At 42.5% G+C, this 21,279-nt stretch carries 18 protein-coding genes; 1 reads left to right on the top strand and 17 read right to left on the bottom strand.

Annotated elements, in window-relative coordinates; all coding sequences use genetic code 11:
- Positions 1 to 20: 20 nt before the first annotated feature.
- The 8 genes from AC623_RS02020 to AC623_RS01985 all read right to left on the bottom strand — a co-directional run bounded on the left by AC623_RS02020 (position 21) and on the right by AC623_RS01985 (position 9,399).
- Positions 21 to 791, bottom strand: coding sequence for an alpha/beta hydrolase (locus AC623_RS02020; protein WP_049660036.1), 771 nt, complete (start codon positions 789 to 791; stop codon positions 21 to 23).
- A gap of 355 nt (positions 792 to 1,146) precedes the next feature.
- A complete protein-coding gene (gatB, locus tag AC623_RS02015; RefSeq protein WP_049660035.1) occupies positions 1,147 to 2,577 on the bottom strand; it encodes an Asp-tRNA(Asn)/Glu-tRNA(Gln) amidotransferase subunit GatB in 1,431 nt (476 codons plus the stop codon).
- Positions 2,578 to 2,589: 12 nt separating this feature from the next.
- Positions 2,590 to 4,047 (bottom strand): Asp-tRNA(Asn)/Glu-tRNA(Gln) amidotransferase subunit GatA, encoded by a 1,458-nt coding sequence (gene gatA, locus AC623_RS02010; RefSeq protein WP_049660033.1) that lies wholly within the window; start codon positions 4,045 to 4,047, stop codon positions 2,590 to 2,592.
- A 12-nt stretch (positions 4,048 to 4,059) separates the two neighbouring features.
- Positions 4,060 to 4,350 carry an Asp-tRNA(Asn)/Glu-tRNA(Gln) amidotransferase subunit GatC gene (gene gatC / locus AC623_RS02005; protein WP_049660032.1) on the bottom strand — a complete coding sequence of 97 codons (291 nt, stop codon included), beginning with the start codon at positions 4,348 to 4,350 and terminating at the stop codon, positions 4,060 to 4,062.
- A 253-nt stretch (positions 4,351 to 4,603) separates the two neighbouring features.
- Positions 4,604 to 5,887 (bottom strand): isocitrate lyase, encoded by a 1,284-nt coding sequence (gene aceA / locus AC623_RS02000; protein WP_049660030.1) that lies wholly within the window; start codon positions 5,885 to 5,887, stop codon positions 4,604 to 4,606.
- A gap of 288 nt (positions 5,888 to 6,175) precedes the next feature.
- Positions 6,176 to 8,146 (bottom strand): DUF6449 domain-containing protein, encoded by a 1,971-nt coding sequence (locus AC623_RS01995; protein WP_049660028.1) that lies wholly within the window; start codon positions 8,144 to 8,146, stop codon positions 6,176 to 6,178.
- Positions 8,121 to 9,020: an ABC transporter ATP-binding protein gene (locus tag AC623_RS01990; protein ID WP_049660026.1), complete on the bottom strand. Its 900-nt coding sequence runs from the start codon at positions 9,018 to 9,020 to the stop codon at positions 8,121 to 8,123. Before AC623_RS01990 ends, AC623_RS01995 begins: the two co-directional genes overlap by 26 nt.
- The gene (locus AC623_RS01985) at positions 9,007 to 9,399 is read right to left on the bottom strand and encodes a GntR family transcriptional regulator (RefSeq protein WP_049660022.1); all 393 of its coding nucleotides are present in this window, start codon (positions 9,397 to 9,399) and stop codon (positions 9,007 to 9,009) included. The genes AC623_RS01990 and AC623_RS01985 overlap by 14 nt, the downstream gene beginning before the upstream one ends.
- A 137-nt stretch (positions 9,400 to 9,536) precedes the next feature.
- Here AC623_RS01985 and AC623_RS22065 point away from each other — a divergent pair, with 137 nt between their 5' ends.
- Positions 9,537 to 9,668 (top strand): hypothetical protein, encoded by a 132-nt coding sequence (locus tag AC623_RS22065; RefSeq protein WP_269429900.1) that lies wholly within the window; start codon positions 9,537 to 9,539, stop codon positions 9,666 to 9,668.
- Positions 9,669 to 9,744: 76 nt separating this feature from the next.
- Here the strand turns inward: AC623_RS22065 and AC623_RS01980 are convergent, their stop codons facing one another.
- The 9 genes from AC623_RS01980 to purD form a co-directional block, all read right to left on the bottom strand.
- The gene (locus AC623_RS01980; RefSeq protein WP_442853523.1) at positions 9,745 to 10,914 is read right to left on the bottom strand and encodes a CamS family sex pheromone protein; all 1,170 of its coding nucleotides are present in this window, start codon (positions 10,912 to 10,914) and stop codon (positions 9,745 to 9,747) included.
- A gap of 12 nt (positions 10,915 to 10,926) precedes the next feature.
- A complete protein-coding gene (gene ligA / locus AC623_RS01975) occupies positions 10,927 to 12,936 on the bottom strand; it encodes an NAD-dependent DNA ligase LigA (RefSeq protein ID WP_049660020.1) in 2,010 nt (669 codons plus the stop codon).
- Between the two features lie 17 nt (positions 12,937 to 12,953).
- Complete coding sequence (pcrA, locus tag AC623_RS01970; RefSeq protein ID WP_049660019.1) at positions 12,954 to 15,155, bottom strand: DNA helicase PcrA; 2,202 nt, start codon at positions 15,153 to 15,155, stop codon at positions 12,954 to 12,956.
- 35 nt (positions 15,156 to 15,190) lie between these two features.
- Positions 15,191 to 15,883, bottom strand: coding sequence for a heptaprenylglyceryl phosphate synthase (locus tag AC623_RS01965; protein WP_049660016.1), 693 nt, complete (start codon positions 15,881 to 15,883; stop codon positions 15,191 to 15,193).
- A gap of 144 nt (positions 15,884 to 16,027) precedes the next feature.
- Positions 16,028 to 16,342: a YerC/YecD family TrpR-related protein gene (locus AC623_RS01960; protein ID WP_049660014.1), complete on the bottom strand. Its 315-nt coding sequence runs from the start codon at positions 16,340 to 16,342 to the stop codon at positions 16,028 to 16,030.
- Between the two features lie 21 nt (positions 16,343 to 16,363).
- Complete coding sequence (locus AC623_RS01955) at positions 16,364 to 17,386, bottom strand: DUF3048 domain-containing protein (protein ID WP_049660013.1); 1,023 nt, start codon at positions 17,384 to 17,386, stop codon at positions 16,364 to 16,366.
- Between the two features lie 39 nt (positions 17,387 to 17,425).
- Complete coding sequence (locus AC623_RS01950; protein WP_049660010.1) at positions 17,426 to 19,162, bottom strand: adenine deaminase C-terminal domain-containing protein; 1,737 nt, start codon at positions 19,160 to 19,162, stop codon at positions 17,426 to 17,428.
- Positions 19,163 to 19,482: 320 nt separating this feature from the next.
- A complete protein-coding gene (locus AC623_RS01945) occupies positions 19,483 to 19,863 on the bottom strand; it encodes a DUF302 domain-containing protein (protein WP_049660008.1) in 381 nt (126 codons plus the stop codon).
- A 128-nt stretch (positions 19,864 to 19,991) separates the two neighbouring features.
- A complete protein-coding gene (gene purD, locus AC623_RS01940) occupies positions 19,992 to 21,266 on the bottom strand; it encodes a phosphoribosylamine--glycine ligase (protein WP_049660006.1) in 1,275 nt (424 codons plus the stop codon).
- Positions 21,267 to 21,279: the final 13 nt, after the last annotated feature.

Below are 21,279 nucleotides of genomic sequence, written 5' to 3'. Positions count from 1 at the left end.
AGAGAGGTGTCTGGACTAGGTTATTTTATAGCAACATAATCATGAACCGCAGCGTAAGAGCTGATAAAACGAGCTGCCTGCTCAACAATCAACTCTTTGTCATGATCCATCGACGCGACGTGATAAGAGTTTGGCAGTGTCACAAGCCGTTTGTTTTTGGATGCAAGCGCTCGGTAAATAAACACGGTATTTTCTGGCGGAACTACATGATCGGTGAATGATTTAATGCATAGAGCGGGAACTTGAATGTTATGAATCAAAGCTGGTGCTTCAGCCATCAATTCCTGTAATTCGCGAATCGCCCGGACTGGCGCTTTTTCATAAGTAATTTCATGAACATTCTCCGCTTTAATATCTGGCGCTCCTTCTTTTATAAAACGAGGAGCTCGTTCTTCTCTTAAATATTCAACAGCAGGAAGAGATAAAGCGGCATTAATTGTGATAATTCCTTCAATATCTTTATACTCAGCAGCAAGCTTAAGCGCCAATGTCCCTCCCATGGATTGCCCCATTACGAACACTCTCTTTCCCCGCTTCTTCAACTGCCAATATCCTTGCTTCAAGCTTTGATACCAGTCTTCATGTGTGCACTGCTCCATGTCGAGATAATGAGTGCCGTGCCCTTTCAAACGAGGAGCCAAAACTGTAAAACCTTGTTTTGCAAGCTTCTCTCCTAAAAAGTGTACACTTTGCGGCGTTCCAATAAAACCGTGAGAAAGCAAAATTCCAATATCATTTCCCTCAAAGTAAAATGATTCTGCTCCTGGGATAACTGCAAATTGTTCTTTCATATTTGGCTCCCCTTTCAATTCCGATTATTTTTATAGGTTATATGTAGTTTAATCCTTTATTACCCATCTGTCAACTAGGAATTAAAGTTTAAAAGGTATCTTCTCCCTTTGTTCTTCCCTTTACAGGTTAAATTCATGGGAGAAAGAAAATAATGAGCTAACTGCGGACAGAAAATTTGCGGAAATTTACGAAGCTGGCGGTTGGTAATCGTAGAACATGATAAGAGGGAGTACTTGAAGAGATGAATATGGATTTTATCCTAGATGATCGGCTACATATCTTGAAACGCGCTCGCTTTATCTAAAAATCAGACAAAAAGCCTCTCAAGCAGACAGCTTGAGAGGCTTACACAATTTAGCGTTTTTTGATTTCTTCGAGCAGCAATTTGTTTAGTACAGATGGATTGGCTTGTCCTTTAGAAGCTTTCATGATTTGGCCGACAAGGAAGCCGACTGCTTTGCTTTTACCATTTTTAAAGTCTTCGATAGATTGCGGGTTCGCATCAAGCGCTTCTGTAATAAACTTCAGCAATTCGCCTTCGTCAGAAATTTGCACAAGACCTTTTTCCTTCACGATTGTCGCTGGATCGCCGCCGTTTTCTACAAGCTCTTTAAAGACTTTCTTGGCGATCTTAGAGGAGATCGTTCCTTTTTCAATTAAAGCGATCATATCAGCTAGGCTCTTTGGTGTCAGGGCAACTTCCCCTAACTCTTTGCCTTCTGCGTTCAAGTAAGCTGATACTTCACTCATGAGCCAGTTAGAAGCTAGCTTAGGGTCAGCTCCCTCTTGCACAGTTGCTTCAAAAAAGTCAGACATTTCTTTTGTCATCGTCAATACGTTCGCATCATGTGCTGGCAGACCAAGTTCATTCATATAACGCTCTTTCCGTTGATCCGGCAATTCTGGAATCGAAGCGCGGACACGCTCTTTCCACTCGTCATCGATGTACAATTCAACGAGGTCCGGCTCAGGGAAATAACGATAATCATCGGAGCCTTCTTTTACACGCATAAGCAATGTTTTGCCTGTCGCTTCATCAAAGCGGCGTGTTTCCTGTTCGATGACACCGCCGGAAGACAATACATCCGCCTGGCGCTTTTCTTCGTACTCCAACCCTTTGCGAACAAAGTTGAAAGAGTTTAAGTTCTTTAACTCAGTTTTTGTACCGAACTCTTCTTGACCGTATGGACGAAGAGAAATATTCGCATCACAGCGAAGGGAGCCTTCTTCCATTTTACAGTCGGATACTTCTGTATATTGGATGATGGATTTTAATTTTTCAAGATACGCATACGCTTCTTCAGGCGTGTGGATATCCGGTTCAGAGACGATTTCAACGAGCGGTGTGCCTTGACGATTGTAGTCAACGAGCGAATAACCGTTACGGGAGTGTGTTAATTTCCCAGCGTCCTCTTCTAAGTGTAGACGCGTAATGCCGATTTTTTTCTTTTCGCCATTTACTTCAATTTCAATCCAGCCATTTTCACCGATTGGCTTATCAAACTGCGAAATTTGGTAGGCTTTCGGATTGTCCGGATAAAAGTAGTTTTTGCGGTCAAACTTCGTTTCTGTATTGATCTCACAGTTTAACGCCATAGCCGCCTTCATTGCAAACTCGACTGCCTGCTTATTTAAAACAGGGAGCACACCTGGATAAGCAAGATCGATGACCGTTGTATTCGTATTTGGTTCTGCTCCGAAATGAGCGGGAGCAGAAGAAAAGATTTTGGATTCTGTTTTCAGCTCTACGTGGACTTCTAGCCCAATAACCGTTTCAAAGTTCATGTGTGTCACCCCTTACAGCGATGGTTTCTGTTGATGGAAATTAGTTGCCTGCTCGTATGCATAAGCCGTACGGTAGACCGTTTTCTCATCAAAGTGCTTGCCGATAATTTGCAGACCAAGCGGCATACCGCCTGAGAATCCACACGGCACGGAAATTCCCGGAACCCCTGCAAGGTTTACCGGAATCGTTAAAATATCGTTCGCATACATCGTTAATGGATCATCAATATTTTCACCTATTTTAAAAGCTGGGGTCGGTGTTGTTGGTCCGATAATGACGTCATAGTTTTCGAATACGTCTTCAAAGTCTTTTTTAATCAATGTACGTACTTGTTGAGCTTTTTTGTAGTAAGCATCGTAGTAGCCAGAGCTTAAAGCGAATGTACCGAGCATAATACGACGTTTTACTTCATCGCCAAAGCCTTCCGCACGTGTCTTTTTGTAAAGATCAATTAAGTTTTCTGCATTTTCAGCACGGTAGCCGTAACGAATACCGTCAAAACGGGCAAGGTTAGAAGACGCTTCTGAAGAAGACAATAAATAATAAGTAGCCAATCCATATTTAGAATGTGGGAGAGACACTTCTTCCCATGTAGCGCCGAGTCCTTCTAATACTTTTAATGCATCTAACACAGATTGACGCACGTCTTCTGAGACCCCTTCGCCAAGATACTCTTTTGGCACAGCAATTCTTAAACCTTTAATGTCGCCTGTTAACGCATCAGAATACGTATCAACTGGTACATTTGCAGAAGTAGCATCCATTGGGTCTAAACCGGAGATGGCTTCAAGCAAACGAGCATTATCTTCTACATTACGTGTAATCGGCCCGATTTGATCTAAAGAAGAAGCAAAAGCAATCAAACCAAAACGAGAAACACGGCCATATGTGGGTTTCAACCCGACAACGCCACAGAAAGCGGCTGGCTGGCGGATGGAACCACCTGTATCAGAACCTAGTGAGAACGGTACTTCCCCTGCCGCCACCGCTGCAGCTGAACCGCCTGATGAACCACCTGGCACTCTGCTTACATCCCATGGGTTTGCTGTCTTTTGATAGCTAGAATTTTCTGTCGAAGACCCCATCGCGAATTCATCCATGTTTAACTTTCCAATCGTAATGGCTTGGGCTTCGTGAAGCTTGTGCATCACCGTTGCATCATAAATTGGATCGAAGTTATTTAAAATTTGGCTGCCGCTCGTTGTGCGCAGCCCTTTTGTTACAATATTATCTTTAATTCCAATTGGCATTCCGAATAGAAGGCCTTTTGCTTCATCCGTGCCAACTTTCGCCTGTAACGCCTCTGCCTGCTTACGAGCATTTTCTTCATCTAATGTGATAAAAGCTTTTACTTTATCTTCTACTTCGCTAATTCTTTTATAAGATTCATCCACTAAATCAGGAATGGATACTTCTTTCTTATGTAAAAGGTCATGAAGCTCCGTCAATGTATGATTAAATAATGACATTTTGTTCTCTCCTTACTCAATGATTGCCGGAACGCGGATTTGCCCATCTTCGTGATCCGGAGCATTTTTCAATACTTCCTCGCGCGGCAACCCTGGTTCGGACTTGTCTTCACGCAATACATTTTTCATATCCAACACGTGTGACGTTGGTTTTACCCCAGTTGTATCTAGTTCATTCAGCTGTTCAGCGAATTGGATAATGCTATCAAGCTGAGCTGTAAATGTTTCTACCTCTTCGTCTGTTATAGCCAGACGCGCAAGATGAGCGACGTGTCTAACTTGCTCTTCGGAAATTCGTGACAATTTCCTTCACCTCCAAGAAAAATATAAAACGATCACAATACTATTCATCTTATCAAATATGAACGCTTAGTAGCAATATTCTAAAGGATTTCTCCAGCCTTTATTTTATCACGCTTTCTATTATTCAAATAGCTTCTACGTAAAAGAATCTTTCTTTTCTCTCCTGTTTTCGCTAGTTTGTTCAAAATTAACAACTAATGCTTATACTCAACACAAAAAACTGCCTCCAATATGCTGGAGGCAGTTCAGTGTATTAAGCTTGTGTTTGGAATTGGTCTTCTTCTGTTGAACCTTTTAGGGCTGTTGTAGAAGATTCACCGCCAGAAACGACCATGGATACTTGGTCAAAGTAGCCAGTGCCAACTTCACGCTGGTGACGTGTAGCTGTGTAGCCATCTTTTTCTGAATCGAATTCGGCTTGTTGCAGCTCGGAGTAAGCGCCCATGCCGCGATCCTTGTAGCCAAGCGCCAATTTGAACATGCTGTGGTTCAAAGAATGGAAGCCAGCAAGTGTAACGAATTGGAACTTATACCCCATTTTGCTAAGCTCCACTTGGAACGTTTCGATCGTCTCATCGTCAAGTTTTGCTTTCCAGTTGAAAGAAGGCGAGCAGTTGTAAGCAAGCATTTTTCCAGGGAATTGCTCATGAATCGCTTCAGCAAAGCGGCGCGCTTCTTCAAGATTTGGCTCAGATGTTTCACACCAGATAAGGTCTGCATATGGAGCATAAGCAAGGCCGCGAGCAATCGCTTGGTCAAGGCCAGCTTTTGTACGATAGAAACCATCTGGTGTGCGCTCGCCCGTAATAAATGGAGCATCAGCTGGGTCAAAGTCGCTTGTAATTAAATCAGCGGCATTAGCATCTGTACGGGCAACTAGAATAGTTGGTGTTCCCATAACGTCTGCTGCAAGGCGGGCCGCAATCAAGTTTTTCACGGCTGTTTTCGTTGGGAGGAGAACTTTTCCGCCTAAATGGCCACATTTTTTCTCTGAAGAAAGCTGATCTTCGAAGTGAACACCTGCTGCACCCGCTTCGATCATGCCTTTCATCAATTCAAACACGTTCAACTGGCCGCCGAATCCAGCTTCGGCATCTGCCACGATCGGCGCAAAGTAATCAATGGAATCGTCGCCTTCCATGTGAGCGATTTGGTCAGCCCGTTGTAAAGCTTGATTAATACGCTTGACTACACTCGGAACGCTGTTCGCAGGGTACAAGCTTTGGTCTGGGTACATATGACCGGAAAGGTTGGCATCTGCCGCTACTTGCCAGCCGCTCAAGTAAATAGCTTTCAGTCCTGCTTTTACTTGTTGGACAGCCTGGTTTCCAGTTAAAGCACCAAGAGCATTAATGAAGTCTTCCGTATTTAAGTAGTTCCATAACTTTTCTGCTCCGCGGCGTGCCAGTGTATGTTCAATGTCAATAGAGCCACGTAGTTTGATTACTTCCTCTGCTGTATAGGGACGAGTAATCCCTTGCCATCTTTTATCATTCTCCCATTGTTCTTGTAATTGTTGTACGCGTTCGTTTGTCATTTTAATTCCTCCCATATGTTTTTTTATGAATGTTGCGCAATAGCTGTTTTAAAAAATTATGTAACAGCACTGCCCTTGTTCAAGTGGCATTCTTTGCCTTAATGCCTGTCGTTACCCCATTCTTCGCTGCTTGTGTTGATCATCTGTTGTTATAAAACAGTTATCATCTGTTGTTTGTATTATATAACAGTGTTTTTGAAAATGGAAGCCCTTTTTCAAACTATTTTAAATTTTCTTTTCGACAAATATAAAAACAGCTGCCGAGTGATCTCGGCAGCTGTTTCTCTATTATTCTTTTATCCCTACAATAGATATTTGTCTATTTCCTTTCCATCTAATCAATAAACTCTTGTTGCCTTCTTGTTCCAGATGAGCAGGGTCTAACAATTGTTTTAATTGGCCAGGGTCTGTCACTTTCTCGGCTGGCACTGGAATATCACTCAATTCTGTTTCCTTCTCACTGAAAGAATTTTCATTTATATACGTCATGAGCTGTTCGCGGCGCTCTGATGTATCAGTCGTTAGAATGTAAGCTTCTTCTACTTGTTCAGCCGATGCGAAATTCGTTCCGCCTCTAACCTTTTCATGAATGTAACGCATAGTCTGTTCCTGGTCCAGATAAATTGGGACAGACATCATATGCCCGTTCGTAAACCAGATCTGCACTTCGCCAACTTGAGAAAGGTCATAAATGACAAATCGGCGTGATGCTTCCCTTAACGTATCCCTTTTTACAGCTTGGATGAGACTCTTCATCTCTTCTTGATCTGTTACTCGCAGATCTCTCGTTCCTTGAAAGTCTGCGACAGCTAAATAACTGATTTTTTCAGGACGAGTAATGGCAAAAATGGGGCTCGTTTTTTGCTTGAATTCTTGATTGTTTCTTAACTCCTTTGTCATTTCTGCTACCTGGTCAGCATCTAAATAATATTGCCGGTCTATCCGGCTTCCATCTTTCAGCTTATATACAATGCCAACTTGATAATTCCGCTGTTTAGATGGATGCCCTTCCTTCATTAATTGTTTGTGAAGGGAAATCGTTTGACGAATGGATTCTCTTCCTTTCATTTCTCCAAATCTCTTTTTATCAATAGCTGCAGAGTCAGGAAGATACGTAGAGTCGTAAGAAATACTATCTCCAGCATATACTGCGGCAATCTCGTTTTCTGCCGGAATTTTTTTCTCGTAAGCACCCGCCAAAATAGCTGTCGGTATCAATAAAACGATAACAGCGGCGGCATACAGAACAAACCCCTTCCACGGCCATGAAAGACGCAAGGTTTTCTGGACGATCATTTGCATAATCGTATAACCAACGAATGCGCCGATTGCATAGCCAAACAATGTCCAGCCAAATGCCCCATTCAAAAACTCTGCAAAGTACAGTCCGCTTGCAAGCATAACAAACAGGGTAAGACTGAAAATGAACAGAGAACGAAAGAAAGGAAACGCAATCGTCTCATCGACAGCTTCTGCTGGCCGTACTTTATAAATAAAATAAGAAACAGCAATGAGCAGAACGATCAATCCAATATATAAAACCAGCTCTAAACTGCTGAATGGCTTTTCTGTAATGGATGCCGCCCTTACTAGAAAAATCCCTTTTGTCATAACCCTATCGATATAAGCATCTGCCGCCAATCCGTTAATGAAAAAGCGGGCGTTGCCTAAAGCAAGCATAATGAGTGCTCCCGGCAAAATGAGAATGCCGTAAGCCATGACTCCTTGAATCAAGGTTGAGCCGATAAATAAGCCAACAAAAATAGTGACGGTAAACATTAATAAGACAATGAGCAATGAAATGCCGATCCAGCCAACAATATTCCCCATTGTATAAAGCGGTGGCGTCATAAATGGACGGATGATTATTAATACTGCCCCAGTTAATAGAATAGGCAGAATCAAAGCGATGCCACCAGCCGCATATACATGTGTTAATAAAGTTTCCCGCTTGAAAGGCAGGCTATGCATAAAATCAGAAGACCCTTTTTTCGTCATATAACTAGTTAAAACTAATCCAGTAATCACAGGAAAAACAAGGAAAGTGATAAACTGATACGGGTAGGAAAAAGTAAACACTCCGTTTTTCCCTTTATGAGGGAGATAAATATCCATTGATTCTGCATTCATATAGATCATCCACATACCGAGCGGAAGAACAAGGAGCAAAGCCAGTGCAAAAAAGATGCTAATCCATAAAACTGAGCGGGCATGCTGCTGAAACAGCCCTTTATTAAACGATAAGGTTCCGGATTTCATAGCCGACACTCCCCATTTCATACGTAAATATTTCTTCCAGAGTTAACGGCAGAATATCAAATATTGCCGGTTCAAAAGCTTGCACGTGCCGGTGAATTTCCTCTTCCTGTCCGCGCACAATACAAATGAGTACACGTCCCCGCTTTTCATAGTGAAGAAGGTTCAAGCCGTCCAAAAATGATGAATCCGGCAATTTTCGAAAAGCGACTTGCACTTTGCAAACATCTGTCTTTAACTCTTCTAATTCTCGCTCAAATAGTAATCTGCCCTTATGCATGATGCCGACACTATCACAGAAATCTTCCATTTCACGCAAGTTATGTGAAGAAACGATGACAGTCATTTCTCGCTCGCTGACATCTTGGATCAGCAGGTTCTTCACTTGCTGCCGCACGACAGGATCAAGACCGTCAAACGGCTCATCTAGTATAAGTACGTCCGGCATGGCAGACAACGTTAAAATAAAGGCCGCCTGCCGCTGCATCCCTTTTGACATTCGTGACAGCTTTGCATGAGGATTTAATCCAAAGTGTCCGTGCAGCTTTTGAAATCGCTTTTCATCCCAACGCTTATAAACTGCTTTATAAAAAGAAGACATCTGCATCAGTGTGGACTGCTGAAAGAAATAAGGCTGATCTGGAATAAACAAGGCTCTTTCTTTTACTTCCGGCCGTTCATACACAGACTCTCCTTCAATCTCTGTCAAGCCTTGATCCGGACGAATGATCCCTGTTATGATCTTTAAAAAAGTTGTTTTCCCAGCTCCATTTGAACCAAGCAGTCCATAGATGGAACCCTTTTTTACATGGATAGAGACGTCTTTTACTGCCTCATAGCGTCCGAATCGCTTTGATACTTTTTCAGCTGTGATCATCCTCGTTCTCCCTTTCCGGCATCTCCATTTTTTCAATTAATCGAATGACATCCTCTTTAGATACTCCTAGAAATAAGATTTCCCCTACTACCCTCTCTAACTCTTTCTTCAGCACCATCATCCGCTCCTCGCTAATTTCTTTTTTCACAGGGGCGACAAAGCTTCCCTTTCCCGGAACAGAATAGATGTAGCCTTCTCGTTCCAATTCGCGATATGCCTTTTGTATCGTGTTTGGATTAATCGTCAAATCCTGGGCAAGTGACCGGACCGACGGCAGCTGTTCATCTTCCTTCCACACTTCACGAATAATTAATTCCTTTAACTTGCTCATCAGCTGCTCATAAATCGGGACACGGCTCCTTGTATCAATCGTAAACATCGCTTCGCTTCCTTTCAGCCAACCGTATTAACTGTATTAATATATATAATACAGTTTTCAGGAAATATCAACCTTTTCTGAAAAAATTTTTCTTGAATATGGTAAAATTCAAGTAAAGCAGAGCCAGAGGTGAAGGTATGGGGTTTCTTGTCGTCATCATTCTATTGATCTATTTATTTGACTTTACAAAATTAAGAAAACAAAACGAAACCATCATTCAGCAAAATGAAAAGATGATTTCTCTGTTAGAAGAGATAAAAAACAAATGATGTTGTTGGGGTGCCAATCATTAAAATTAAAAAGAGAATGTCCTAAAACATAAAAGTTTTAGGACATTCTCTTTTGTTATTCATAAATATGAACTTGTGGTTCTTTCTCATTGGCTTTCTTCACAATGAGCGCTTCTGGCCCATTCACTGAAGAAATGGTAACTTCAATCGGGACGTAAGCTGGGAAATGATCCATGATCAGCCCTGTTACGAATTGGGTGAACCCAATCGCTTCTGCTTTTCCATAGAACTGGATTGGAATCTTAATTCTCAAGTCAACAAGTTCTTCACCGTTGTAAAGAGCTGTCCCAACAACACCATTGTAGTTTTGAAAGTACTTTTCAACATCCTGTTTAAAGTTCAAGAAGTAGGTCGTATCATCCCGATGATCTTTTTCCGCTTCTGCCGATGGGAAAAGATAATATTTTTCATTCACTTTTTCCCAGCCTTTAATCGTGTCTTCATCGGCGTCAAGATGGGTGTAGGCAATAAAATTGCCAGGTACGACTGAGTTTTGAGGTGCTTGCTTAAAAAGAGCAATCGTGACGGGTATATCTTTCAGCCCTTTCGTCTGCCGTACTCTTTTTGCTACCTCGTCCGCTATTTTTTTGCCTTCTCTTTCTACTTCTTCATCAGGGATCTTATAATCATATACGGCCCCGTACTTCTCTTTTGTATAATAGTGCACAGAATTTAAAGCAAGGCCAATGACCGCTCCTGATAGCTGCAGTGAATTATTATCTGTTTTTGTCAGATAATCATGCTCCATAATGTGCGCTAGATAAATGGGGCTTTTTTCATTCCGCTGCTCCACTGAGCCTTTCCCATCATCTATTGGGTTCAAGCCAAGGTTATCTTTCGATTCAAGCTTCTTCTCTTTTAGTTGCTCATCCGTATATTTCCGGTGCAGCCAGGCTTTGATCGTATCACTATCAAGCATTTGACCTTCCTGAAATAAATAACTTTTCGGTGAAAAATTATCCTGGGCAATCCTCATTAAGCCTGTTTCAAACTCTACAATATCAAAGCGTGTGTTAAGGTTCGAGACGACCATTCCCCTTGCCTTTCCTGGCTTGAATGGCACGATCGTCCGATAAAAATTCTCAGAGATTTGATAATTTGGAATGATCGCTTTCTCCTGTTTCCCATCTTCCTGGATTACTTCTTCTTTTTTATCTAATTTCGGCGCACAACCACTGACAAGAAGCATCGCTGCAAATGCCGCCGAAAATACCTTTTTATTCAAAAGAGCCACCTCTTACTTATTAAGTTCATCCAATAGCTTTTGTTCGTCCCATACTTCAACACCCAGCTGCAGAGCTTTTTCTAATTTAGAACCTGCTTCTTCACCGGCAATGACAACATCTGTATTTTTGCTAACACTTCCTGCTACTTTTCCACCAAGCGCTTCGATTTGCTCTTTCGCCTCATTGCGAGTCAATTCATACAGCTTACCAGTTAAGACAACTGTTTTCCCTGCAAAGAATGAATCGGATGCTTCCACGGCTGACAGCTTCGGCCCTTTATACGTCATATTCACCCCGGCTGTTTGTAGCTTGGCTATGAGTTCACCCACCTCTGGCTGATCAAAATATGTGACGATCGCTTCTGCCATTTTACCACCAATTTCGTGAATAGCGGTTAGTTGTTCCATGTCAGCATTAGCGAGTGCTTCCATTGTTTCAAATTGCTGGGCTAGTGTTTTCGCTGCTTTTGCTCCAACGTGGCGGATGCCAAGACCAAATAACAGTTTCTCTAGTGAATTATCCTTGGACGCTTCAATCGCCTTCAACAAATTATCCGCTGACTTTTCCCCCATCCGTTCAAGCTGAATGAGCTGCTCCTTCGTCAAGCTATATAAATCAGAGACATCATGTACAAGCCCGCTTCTATACAACTGAGCCACCACTTTTTCCCCTAAGCCGTCAATGTTCATCGCATTACGGGAAACGAAATGAATCATGCCTTCACGTATTTGGGCTGGACATTGCGGGTTGATACAACGAAGTGCCACTTCTCCCTCCAACCGAACGAGTTCACTGTTACATTCCGGACAATGCGTTGGCATATGGAATTCCTCTTCCTCGCCTGTCCGTCTTTCAGCAATCACATTGACGACTTCCGGAATGATATCTCCTGCTTTTTTAATGACGACAAAGTCGCCAATTTTAATATCTTTCTCTCTAATGAGATCTTCATTGTGCAATGTCGCTCTTTGGACCGTAGTACCAGCTACTTTCACCGGCTGCAATAAAGCCGTCGGGGTCACGACACCTGTTCGTCCGACACTTAATGTGATACCTGTTAACTTCGTTACGACTTCTTCAGCCGGAAACTTAAAAGCAATCGCCCAGCGCGGACTTTTTGCCGTAGTGCCGAGCTCTTTTTGCTGGGCAAGCGAATTCACCTTAACAACGATCCCATCAATTTCATAAGACAGCTTAGGCCGTTTATCCGCCCAGCCGCTAACATACTGAATGACCTCATCAATCGTGCGGCATACTTTTCGTTCATTATTCGTTTTGAAGCCAAGACGGTCTAACATCTCTAAACTTTCACTGTGAGTGCTAACTCCTAATTCTTCTGCTTTGGCTACGCCGTATAGAAAAATATCTAAGTTGCGGGAAGCCGCAATGCGCGGGTCTAGCTGGCGCAAAGATCCTGCCGCCGCATTGCGGGGATTCGCAAAGGGCTCTTCCCCTTTTTCATCACGGATGGCATTTAATGCAATAAAAGATTGTTTCGGCATGAAGGCTTCTCCGCGTACCTCTAGCGTCAATGGCTCTTTTAAGCGCAGAGGGATAGAGCGAATGGTTCTTAAGTTAGCAGAAATATCCTCACCGACTGTGCCATCTCCACGTGTCGATCCTTGAACGAACAAACCATCCTCATATTTTAAGGAAACAGCTAGGCCGTCAATTTTTAATTCACATACATAGGAATAACTATTTTCATCAAGCGCTTGACTTACCCGACGGTCAAAATCCCGCAAGTCGTCTTCATTGAACGCATTGGCAAGACTCAACATTGGTACATTGTGCTGCACTTTTTTAAATGCGTCCAGCACTTGGCCGCCAACACGCTGAGTAGGCGACTCAGAGGTTTGTAGTTCAGGAAACTCTTCTTCTATCTTAAGCAATTCCTGTGTTAAGCGGTCATACTCCGAATCCGGAACAGATGGCTGGTCCAGCACGTAGTATTCATAATTATACTGATTTAAGAGATTATGAAGCTCCTGTGCTCTTTTTTCAGCAGCTTGCAAGTCCATGTTGACCACTCCTTCATTTACGCTTTTTCAATCGGGGCAAATGCTGCCAGCAGACGTTTAATGCCAATTGGGCTTGGAAATGCGATATCTAATTCGATGCTTTCTCCGCTGCCTTTCACACTGACGACCGTGCCTGTGCCCCACTTTTTATGGGTCGCTTTGTCGCCAACCTTCCAATCAGATTCTATGCTGGCTGTTTTAATTTGCGGACGTGTGACAGGACGGCGGGCAGGCTGTGTTTTCAAACCGAATGACGTGTTGACCTTTTTGCTTGCTGCTAAGTCATCAATTAAATCAGCCGGAATTTCACTAATAAACCGCGATACAGGATTCATATTAGTTCGTCCATATAAGGTCCGCATTTGAGCATTCGTTAAGTACAGCTCTTCCTCTGCTCTCGTGATCCCAACGTAAGCTAAACGTCTTTCTTCTTCCATTTCGTTTTCGTCCATCAAGGAACGACTATGAGGGAATACACCTTCTTCCATTCCCATTAAAAAGACGACTGGAAACTCTAATCCTTTGGCAGAATGAAGCGTCATTAAAACAACGGAATCCTGCACTTTTTCCTCTTTGCCTACTTCATCAATATCTGCCACAAGAGCTAAATCCGTAAGAAAAGCAACTAAACTTTTATCTTCGCTGTTGTCTTCAAAGTTCTTTGTAACAGAAAGAAACTCATCAATGTTCTCTAGTCTGCTTTGTGCTTCAATGGTCTTTTCTGCCTTTAGCATGTCACGGTAACCGGTGCGCTCTAGTACTTCTTCGACTAGCTCAGAGACCGATAGATATTCCTGTTGCTGAGTATACGTTTCAATCAGTCTGCGGAATTCCAGGGCCGTCTTTGCCGCCTTGCTGCTAATTCCGATAAAGTCCGCTTCTGCTAAAGCTTCATACATCGTCAAATCATTATCTTGGGCGTACCGTGATATTTTATCAAGAGACGTTGAGCCTAGTCCACGCTTTGGCACATTAATAATACGCTGTAAGCTAATGTCATCTGCCGGATTAGCGATGAGCCGCAAGTAGGCCAGCAAATCCTTAATTTCCTTACGGTCGTAGAACTTGGTGCCTCCCACGATATTGTAATCAATATTCGACTTCATCAATACTTCTTCTATTACACGCGATTGAGCATTCGTACGGTATAAAATCGCGATGTCTGAGCGATTCCGTTTGCCGCTTGCTGTTAATTCTTGAATCTTTCCGGCGACAAACTGTGCTTCCGTTTGCTGTGTGTCGCCCCGGAAATAGGAAATATTGCATCCATCTGCATTTTCCGTCCACAAGTTTTTCGGCTTCCGATTAAAATTGTTTTTAATCACTTCATTTGCCGCGTGTAAAATCCGCTTCGTTGACCGATAGTTCTGTTCAAGGAAGATTGCACGTGACTGCGGGTAGTCTTTTTCAAAAGAAAGAATATTAGCAATGTCTGCTCCCCGCCAGCCGTATACACTTTGATCAGAATCTCCGACTACACACAAGTTCTGAAAGCGGCTCGCTAACAGCTTGACTAACATATATTGAGCCCGGTTTGTATCCTGATACTCATCGATATGAATGTATTGAAATTTCCGCTGATAAAACTCCAACACCTCCGGAACTCGTTGAAACAATTGAATGGTCACCATAATTAAATCGTCAAAATCAAGTGCCTGATTTTTTTTCAAGCGTCTTTGATACTCAGTGTATACTTCGCTCACGATTTGATCCATGTAACCGCCTTGTCGCTTAGCGAATGTCTCGGGATCAATTAATTCATTCTTTGCCGAACTGATTGCTGCCAGAATGCCACGGGGATCAAACTTTTTAGGATCAAGATTTTTCTCTTTTAAGATTCCTTTAATAACTGACTGCTGGTCTGTTGTATCTAAAATTGTGAAGTTCCGGTTGTAGCCAATCCGATCTATATCTCGTCGTAAAATACGGACGCAAGCCGAGTGGAACGTGGAAATCCACACTTCTTCTGCCGCTCCGCCGAGCAATGCTCCGATCCGATCTCTCATTTCCCGCGCTGCTTTGTTCGTAAAGGTAATCGCGAGGATATTATAAGGATTAACGCCTCTTTCCACCATCAAGTACGCAATCCGATGCGTTAACACCCTTGTCTTGCCAGACCCTGCCCCTGCCATGATCAATAACGGGCCTTCCGTTGTTTTAACAGCTTCCTGCTGCTGTTTATTCAAACCTGTTAATAGCTTCTCAGTTAAAAACTGCATTATACTTTCACCGCCTATTAGAACGTTCGTTCCTATTATATCTGATTTTTCACTGCTGTGACTGTTTCAATAGCTTTATCTACATTTTCATACACGGCATTCCCAACGACAATGACATCTGCATACTGAGCGATTTCCTTTGCCTGCTCAGGGCCTGTAATCCCTCCGCCATAAAAGAAAACCGTTTTTTCAAGTGTCTCACGTACGGCCTTTACGGCAGCTAAATCGCCATATGTACCGCTATATTCTAAATAAAACAGCGGCAGCTGAAACATTCTCTCCGCCATCATCGCATAAGCTGTAATGTCTTCTATTTCAAGCGGCGCTTTGGCTTCTGTTAAGGCTGCTGCTTTACAATCGGGATTGGCAATACAATAGCCTTCCATGTAAATTTCTTCCCACTCCATCAGCTCTCCGTACTCTTTCACTGCCTGATGATGAAGCCCTGTCACCCACTCTGTATTTCTGCTATTTAGCACCGTGGGGATAAAATACAAATCAAAACCCGGGGTAATCGATTCAATCGTGGACACCTCGAGTACGCACGGTACGGTGTAACGGCGGATACGCGCCATTAAATTTAATACATTATCCAAAGTAACTCCATCACTGCCGCCGATTATAACAGCATCTGTCCCTGACTCACATACTTGTTCTAACGCGGAGTCATCTATCTCCTTATTTGGATCTAACTTAAACACATGACGCCATTCACGCACATCATACATCTAGCAATTTCCTCCATTCTTTTATCCGTGCTCTTGCCATTCGCAAAATTGCACCCCATCATTATAACATTTGTTCCTCTATGCTAAAACAAAGGTCTGACCCCCATCGCATTAACATATTAACGCGGTGGGGGTCAGACCCCATTATTGCTGTTCTTTCAAATTTTCTTTTTCTTTTAATCGATCTAAAACAAGCTGGTACGCATCGTTGCCGTAGTTAAGGCAGCGCTTCACTCGTGAAATGGTAGCCGTAGATGCGCCCGTTCCGCTTTCAATTTTATGATAGGTTTTTCCTTCTTTCAGCATGCGTGCTACTTCCAAACGTTGGGCGAGAGACTGAATTTCGTTCACCGTGCAAAGATCATCGAAAAATAAATAACATTCTTCTAAATTACGAAGTGTGAGAACCGCTTCAAATAACTGATCCAATTCCCTTCCGCGCAGCTTTTCAATTTGCATATTAAGTGTCAAACCCCTTTTTTAGTTATTTCCAAAGTCTACCATCTTATCTAATCCTTTAGAAGCAGGAATAATATTAATCCACGTCTTCCCTTTCGCAAATCCCATCGGTGAACCATCTTTAAAAGGCAAGATCCGTCCCTCTACGTTTGACCATTCTGCCGTATGAATCACTCCATTTTGCACGAGATACGCATTCCCACCGGAAGATAAATCGATATCAAGCCGTCCTTCCCCATCTATCACACGGTGTCCCGCTTCAATGATAAGCACGTTAGCGGCACGAATGGCTCTTTTCGACTCACGATCAAATTGCTGCTCTCCTCCGACAAATCGCTCATAGCTTTTCTTGTCAGCATCATATCTGTACTCTACTTGAAAAGCAGGATTGCTTGAGTAATCAACACGAACAGATGACGCTTTTTGCTCAGCGCCTTCTGTTACATCGGACGACTTTAAGAAATTTAATCGATCTGGCATATCATTGAGTTCATAGCCTCTTTCTTTCGCTTCTTCATACATCTTATCGAACTGGACATAAGAATTGTGTGGTGCCTTCCGGGAAGAATCCCTTGTAAAAATTGTTTTATCATGCTGAATGCCATTTATTTGATCAACTTCTCCACTGAAAAGCCGCTCTTTTGCTTCTGGACTGTATCCATGGGCAATGAAAAGACTTTCATACCCTTCAGCTAAGTCAATAAAGTAATCTCTGGCACTTCGGACGGGGCCGACTTCTTTAGGCTGCTCGCTTTGATAAATAGCAAGAAACCTGGTCATATTTCCTTCAACTAGTACTTCATATACTACATCTGCTTCGGCTAGGCCGGTTTGCGGCCGGGCTTGAGGGTGGTTATTCACAACTACAGCGATCGCACGCTGGTCAGACTGTTCTTTTGTTTGTTTTCCGGTTAAAGGAAACGTATAACTCTGTCCCTTCGTTTGCCGTTCGTTATCTTTTTCTACCTTTGTCTTTTTCTCTCCCCAGCAGCCGCCCAATAGCAAAACGCCTGCTAACAAGGCTAGCATGGTCCATTTTCTCATACATAAACTCCCATATCTATTCTCTTGTACTTTACTATTTTAACGCATTATCGTCGGAAAGAGTACCGTTTTCTTCATAACGTCGTACATTCCTTGTGGTGTAATTCGAAGATATGGTAAATGAGTAGACGATAAGAATAACAATGTGTAAAGAGGGTCATCGTATAAATAGCCTCTTTCCACTAAGAGTCCTTTCAACTCTTCCTCTTCTTTCATAACCTCTTCAAAAGGCTTTGTTGACATTAATCCAGAGAGCGCAAGCGGAATTTCATAAATAACTTCTCCACCTTCTGAAAGGACGATTCCCCCGCCCATTTCTTTCATCCGATTAAATGCCCTCTCCATTTCTCTTTTGCATTTTCCAATTAAAATAATATCGCCTGTGTTGGAAAAAGAAGAAGCCAGCCCTTCTACTTTCGAAGTAAACCCTTTAAGAGTCGTGTTAACCCGCCACTTACCTTGACGGTCAAGCAACACTAAAAAGCTTTCATCATCTGTTGTAGAAATTTCTTCTGCCGACATATCTCTTTCAAGTGAGTATGGCTTTGTAATAACATTATTCATAAGATGCATTCCAAAAGGCATGGAAAATTGCAAATCTTCTTCTGTCAAGTTATAATCTAGAGCAAGCGGGCCAAAGCCAAACTTCTCCCACTCAATAGCTGGGAACGAGGGAACTTCATCCTCTTTTTTCAGCCATTGGCCTTTCGATAGGACTGAAATTGGAGAAGGATGAAATTCATCTTGTAAAATATTAATATTGGCAATCCGTCCTGGAGCAATCATGCCATGTAAATGGTCGATGCGGTAATATCTTGCTACATTGTAGCTGGCCATGTGATATGCATCAATGGCTGGAATATCATATTCCATCGCTCTAGCAATCATCCAATCTAAAATTCCTTCTTTGTAAAAAGAAGGGCTTGCTCCGTCTGTTGTGAACATCATCATGTCATATTGGTTAAGCCCCATCTCTCTCATGTCCTGAAGCAGCACTTCAAGGTCAGGGCGAATCGATGAATGACGCAAAGAGACCATATAACCAGCCATCAGCCGCTTATAAATGTCCGTGCCGCTCATTGCTTCATGATCACTGTCCGCTCCAAGCAGAGCCATCTTTGTTAATGTTTTCTCAGAGGCACCTGGAAAGTGGCCTTCAATTCTTTTGCGAAGCCGCTTCGTTTCTTGAATCCAATGCAGCATCATCTCATCGCCGGCCAACAGCTTCGGCCAGCCTGTTAATTCACCGCCTTGAACTACGGCATCATGCTCAATCCAAGATTTAACGGCTACATTCGAGACGACTTCTTCTTCATTGGCTAATTCTGTCTGTCCATCATAGCGGCACCACCAATACATGCTAACAGGCAGCGACCGGAATTCTTCCAACAAAGAAAACGCTTTCTTTTCTTCCAATGCCAAAAATAACATTAAGTTATCATTAATAGATGTTGTTGTTCCTGTTTTTGCTGCAAACTCAGCGAAACTTTGAGGATTATAAAGTAAAAACGGATGTACATGCGGTTCAATATAACCTGGAACAAGTGTTTTACCACTGCAATCATACACTTCGCCCGTATTATTTTGTGGCAGTTCTTCTCCAATGTAGATGATGCGATCTTCATAAATCCATATATTCGCAGTCACCCACTGCTTTAGCACGGAATGCAAAAAGCGGGCATTCTTCAGCACTAGCGTCGGAGAAATTTCGCCGTTGACTACTGCTACATGTTCTCTTAATTGTTTGTTCTTCCATTGATGTCTTTGTTCTAACATTTATCTAAACACCCCTCCTGAAAGGAAGCTATCATCCCGTATTTTAGATTAGTGTTATCTTAACATATTTCACAGTTTAAAGCATTAAAGAATTAGATTTTTTTTGAACAATATGTGAAAAATTAGACATGCTGTTTCATACAGCCGCTCCCCTTTATATATAAGCCATTTTTTGCCTCTTATTCTCTTTAAATTTCTCTAATAAAAGCAATTTATTTTCCTACAAAATAGATTCTAGTCACTGTTAGAAAACAAAGAAAAACAGAAGGAGTTATCCTTCTGAGCGGTATTCTTATTTTTAAAAATAAGGCTTCCTTTTACTAAATAGCATCCATGCAGCCAATCAATCTTTCTTCAATATCCTTTGCCGCTTCTTTTAACTTGTCATTCTCAAGAAGAGAAATTAAAACTGTCGGCCTTGGCATGCCAATTTTCGTCTGGCCATTCTCTTCGTAAACGACTATTTTACATGGCAGAAAGTAGCTTGCCAAATTTTCTTCTTCTAATACTTTTTTAGCTTCCTGTGGATTACATACTTCAAGCACAATAAACTTCTTGTTAAACTCTACTCCTTTTTCCTGCAGCTTCTCCTGGATGTTAAACTGCCATAGCACCCCAAATTTCTCGCTTTTTAAAGAGCTCTCCAGCTCCGTAACAGCCTCTTCCAAAGGGAGGGAGACCACCTTTGTATAATGAAACATAACAATCCGCCTTTCTTTTTTATATGATCCACTATCATTACTTTCCACAAGAGATCTCTCACAAACAAGAAAACTTTATTAGATATAAAAAAAACAAGACCCTTAAAAAGGGTCTTGCCTTTGCGCCATTACTTTACTGATTCGGCACTAGCAATAGCTCGGCTGCCGATATCTTTTCGATAGAAAAAATAATCCGTTTGAATATTGGTCATTTTTTTATAAGCCTCTTGTCTCGCCTCTTGGATAGACGGAGCAATTCCTGTTACGAGGAGCACCCGGCCGCCATTCGCACAAATAGTTCCTGCTTCATCTTTAAAGGTTCCTGCATGCAGGACAGCAGCAGAATCTACTTTTTCAAGACCTTTAATCGGATGGCCTTTTTCATAGCTTTCCGGATAACCATCTGATGCCAGCACAACACCCAGCACCGCATCGTCTTTCCATTTTAATTCAGGGTCTTTTCCAGCAAGCACATCGAGGAAAACCTGGACAAGATCAGATTCAAGCCGAGGCAACACAACTTGTGTCTCGGGATCGCCAAAACGAGCATTGAATTCGATTGTTTTCGGTCCTTCTTTCGTCAGCATTAGACCGGCGAAAATGATGCCAGTGAATGGGCGTCCTTCCGCTGCCATTCCTTTAGCAATTGGAAGAAGGATTTCCTGAACCGACTGCTCAATCACATCTGCTGGAATATGAGGGATCGGTGAATAAGCGCCCATGCCGCCCGTATTTGGACCTTCATCATTGTCAAAGGCCCGCTTATGATCCTGAGCTGCTTCCATTGGATACACATGTTCGCCGTTCACAAATGCCATTAAAGAAAACTCTTCCCCTTCAAGATACTGCTCAATGACTAACTTTGAAGAAGCCTCGCCAAACTTTTTAGCGACCATCATCTCTTCAAGAGCTGCAAGTGCCTCTTCAATGGTCATGGCTACTGTTACACCTTTTCCAGCTGCAAGCCCGTCTGCTTTAAGAACAATCGGTGCTCCCTGTTCCTCGATATAAGCTTTTGCTTCTTCGTAATGATCAAAAGAGGCATAGCGAGCGGTCGGAATGTTGTGTTTTTCCATCATCATCTTAGCAAAAGACTTGCTTCCTTCAAGCTCTGCCGCTGCTTTATTAGGCCCGTATACCTTTAAGCCTTTTTCTTGAAAATGGTCGACAATCCCAGCAGAAAGCGGATTTTCAGGACCAATGATCGTCAATCCAATATTCTCACTAAGGGCAAATTCGCTCAAAGCTGTAAAATTCATTTCATCAATCTCTACTATTTCTGCATCTTGGGCAATCCCGGCATTGCCTGGTGCGCAAAAGACTTTCTGCACTTGCGGGCTTTCCGACAGTTTCTTGCAGATTGCATGTTCTCTGCCTCCACGGCCAACAACAAGAACGTTCATCTTCATTCCTCCC

Origin of the sequence: Bacillus sp. FJAT-27231, assembly GCF_001183975.1 — a bacterium.
Taxonomy (GTDB): Bacteria; Bacillota; Bacilli; order Bacillales; family Domibacillaceae; genus Pseudobacillus; species Pseudobacillus wudalianchiensis.
The sequence above is the reverse complement of the archived record's forward strand: the minus strand, read 5'-3'. Positions and strand labels throughout refer to the sequence as shown.

Coding starts and splice junctions, on each gene's coding strand:
- AC623_RS01945 (WP_049660008.1), bottom strand. CDS start 19,863: ATGTTTCATTATACAAAGGTGGTCTCCCTCCCTTTGGAAGAGGCTGTT.
- gatA (WP_049660033.1), bottom strand. CDS start 4,047: ATGTCATTATTTAATCATACATTGACGGAGCTTCATGACCTTTTACAT.
- AC623_RS02020 (WP_049660036.1), bottom strand. CDS start 791: ATGAAAGAACAATTTGCAGTTATCCCAGGAGCAGAATCATTTTACTTT.
- ligA (WP_049660020.1), bottom strand. CDS start 12,936: ATGGACTTGCAAGCTGCTGAAAAAAGAGCACAGGAGCTTCATAATCTC.
- AC623_RS01990 (WP_049660026.1), bottom strand. CDS start 9,020: ATGATCACAGCTGAAAAAGTATCAAAGCGATTCGGACGCTATGAGGCA.
- AC623_RS01950 (WP_049660010.1), bottom strand. CDS start 19,162: ATGTTAGAACAAAGACATCAATGGAAGAACAAACAATTAAGAGAACAT.
- purD (WP_049660006.1), bottom strand. CDS start 21,266: ATGAACGTTCTTGTTGTTGGCCGTGGAGGCAGAGAACATGCAATCTGC.
- pcrA (WP_049660019.1), bottom strand. CDS start 15,155: ATGCAGTTTTTAACTGAGAAGCTATTAACAGGTTTGAATAAACAGCAG.
- aceA (WP_049660030.1), bottom strand. CDS start 5,887: ATGACAAACGAACGCGTACAACAATTACAAGAACAATGGGAGAATGAT.
- AC623_RS22065 (WP_269429900.1), top strand. CDS start 9,537: ATGGGGTTTCTTGTCGTCATCATTCTATTGATCTATTTATTTGACTTT.
- AC623_RS01965 (WP_049660016.1), bottom strand. CDS start 15,883: ATGTATGATGTGCGTGAATGGCGTCATGTGTTTAAGTTAGATCCAAAT.
- AC623_RS01985 (WP_049660022.1), bottom strand. CDS start 9,399: ATGTTTACGATTGATACAAGGAGCCGTGTCCCGATTTATGAGCAGCTG.
- gatB (WP_049660035.1), bottom strand. CDS start 2,577: ATGAACTTTGAAACGGTTATTGGGCTAGAAGTCCACGTAGAGCTGAAA.
- AC623_RS01960 (WP_049660014.1), bottom strand. CDS start 16,342: ATGCAAATTGAAAAGCTGCGCGGAAGGGAATTGGATCAGTTATTTGAA.
- AC623_RS01995 (WP_049660028.1), bottom strand. CDS start 8,146: ATGAAATCCGGAACCTTATCGTTTAATAAAGGGCTGTTTCAGCAGCAT.
- AC623_RS01955 (WP_049660013.1), bottom strand. CDS start 17,386: ATGAGAAAATGGACCATGCTAGCCTTGTTAGCAGGCGTTTTGCTATTG.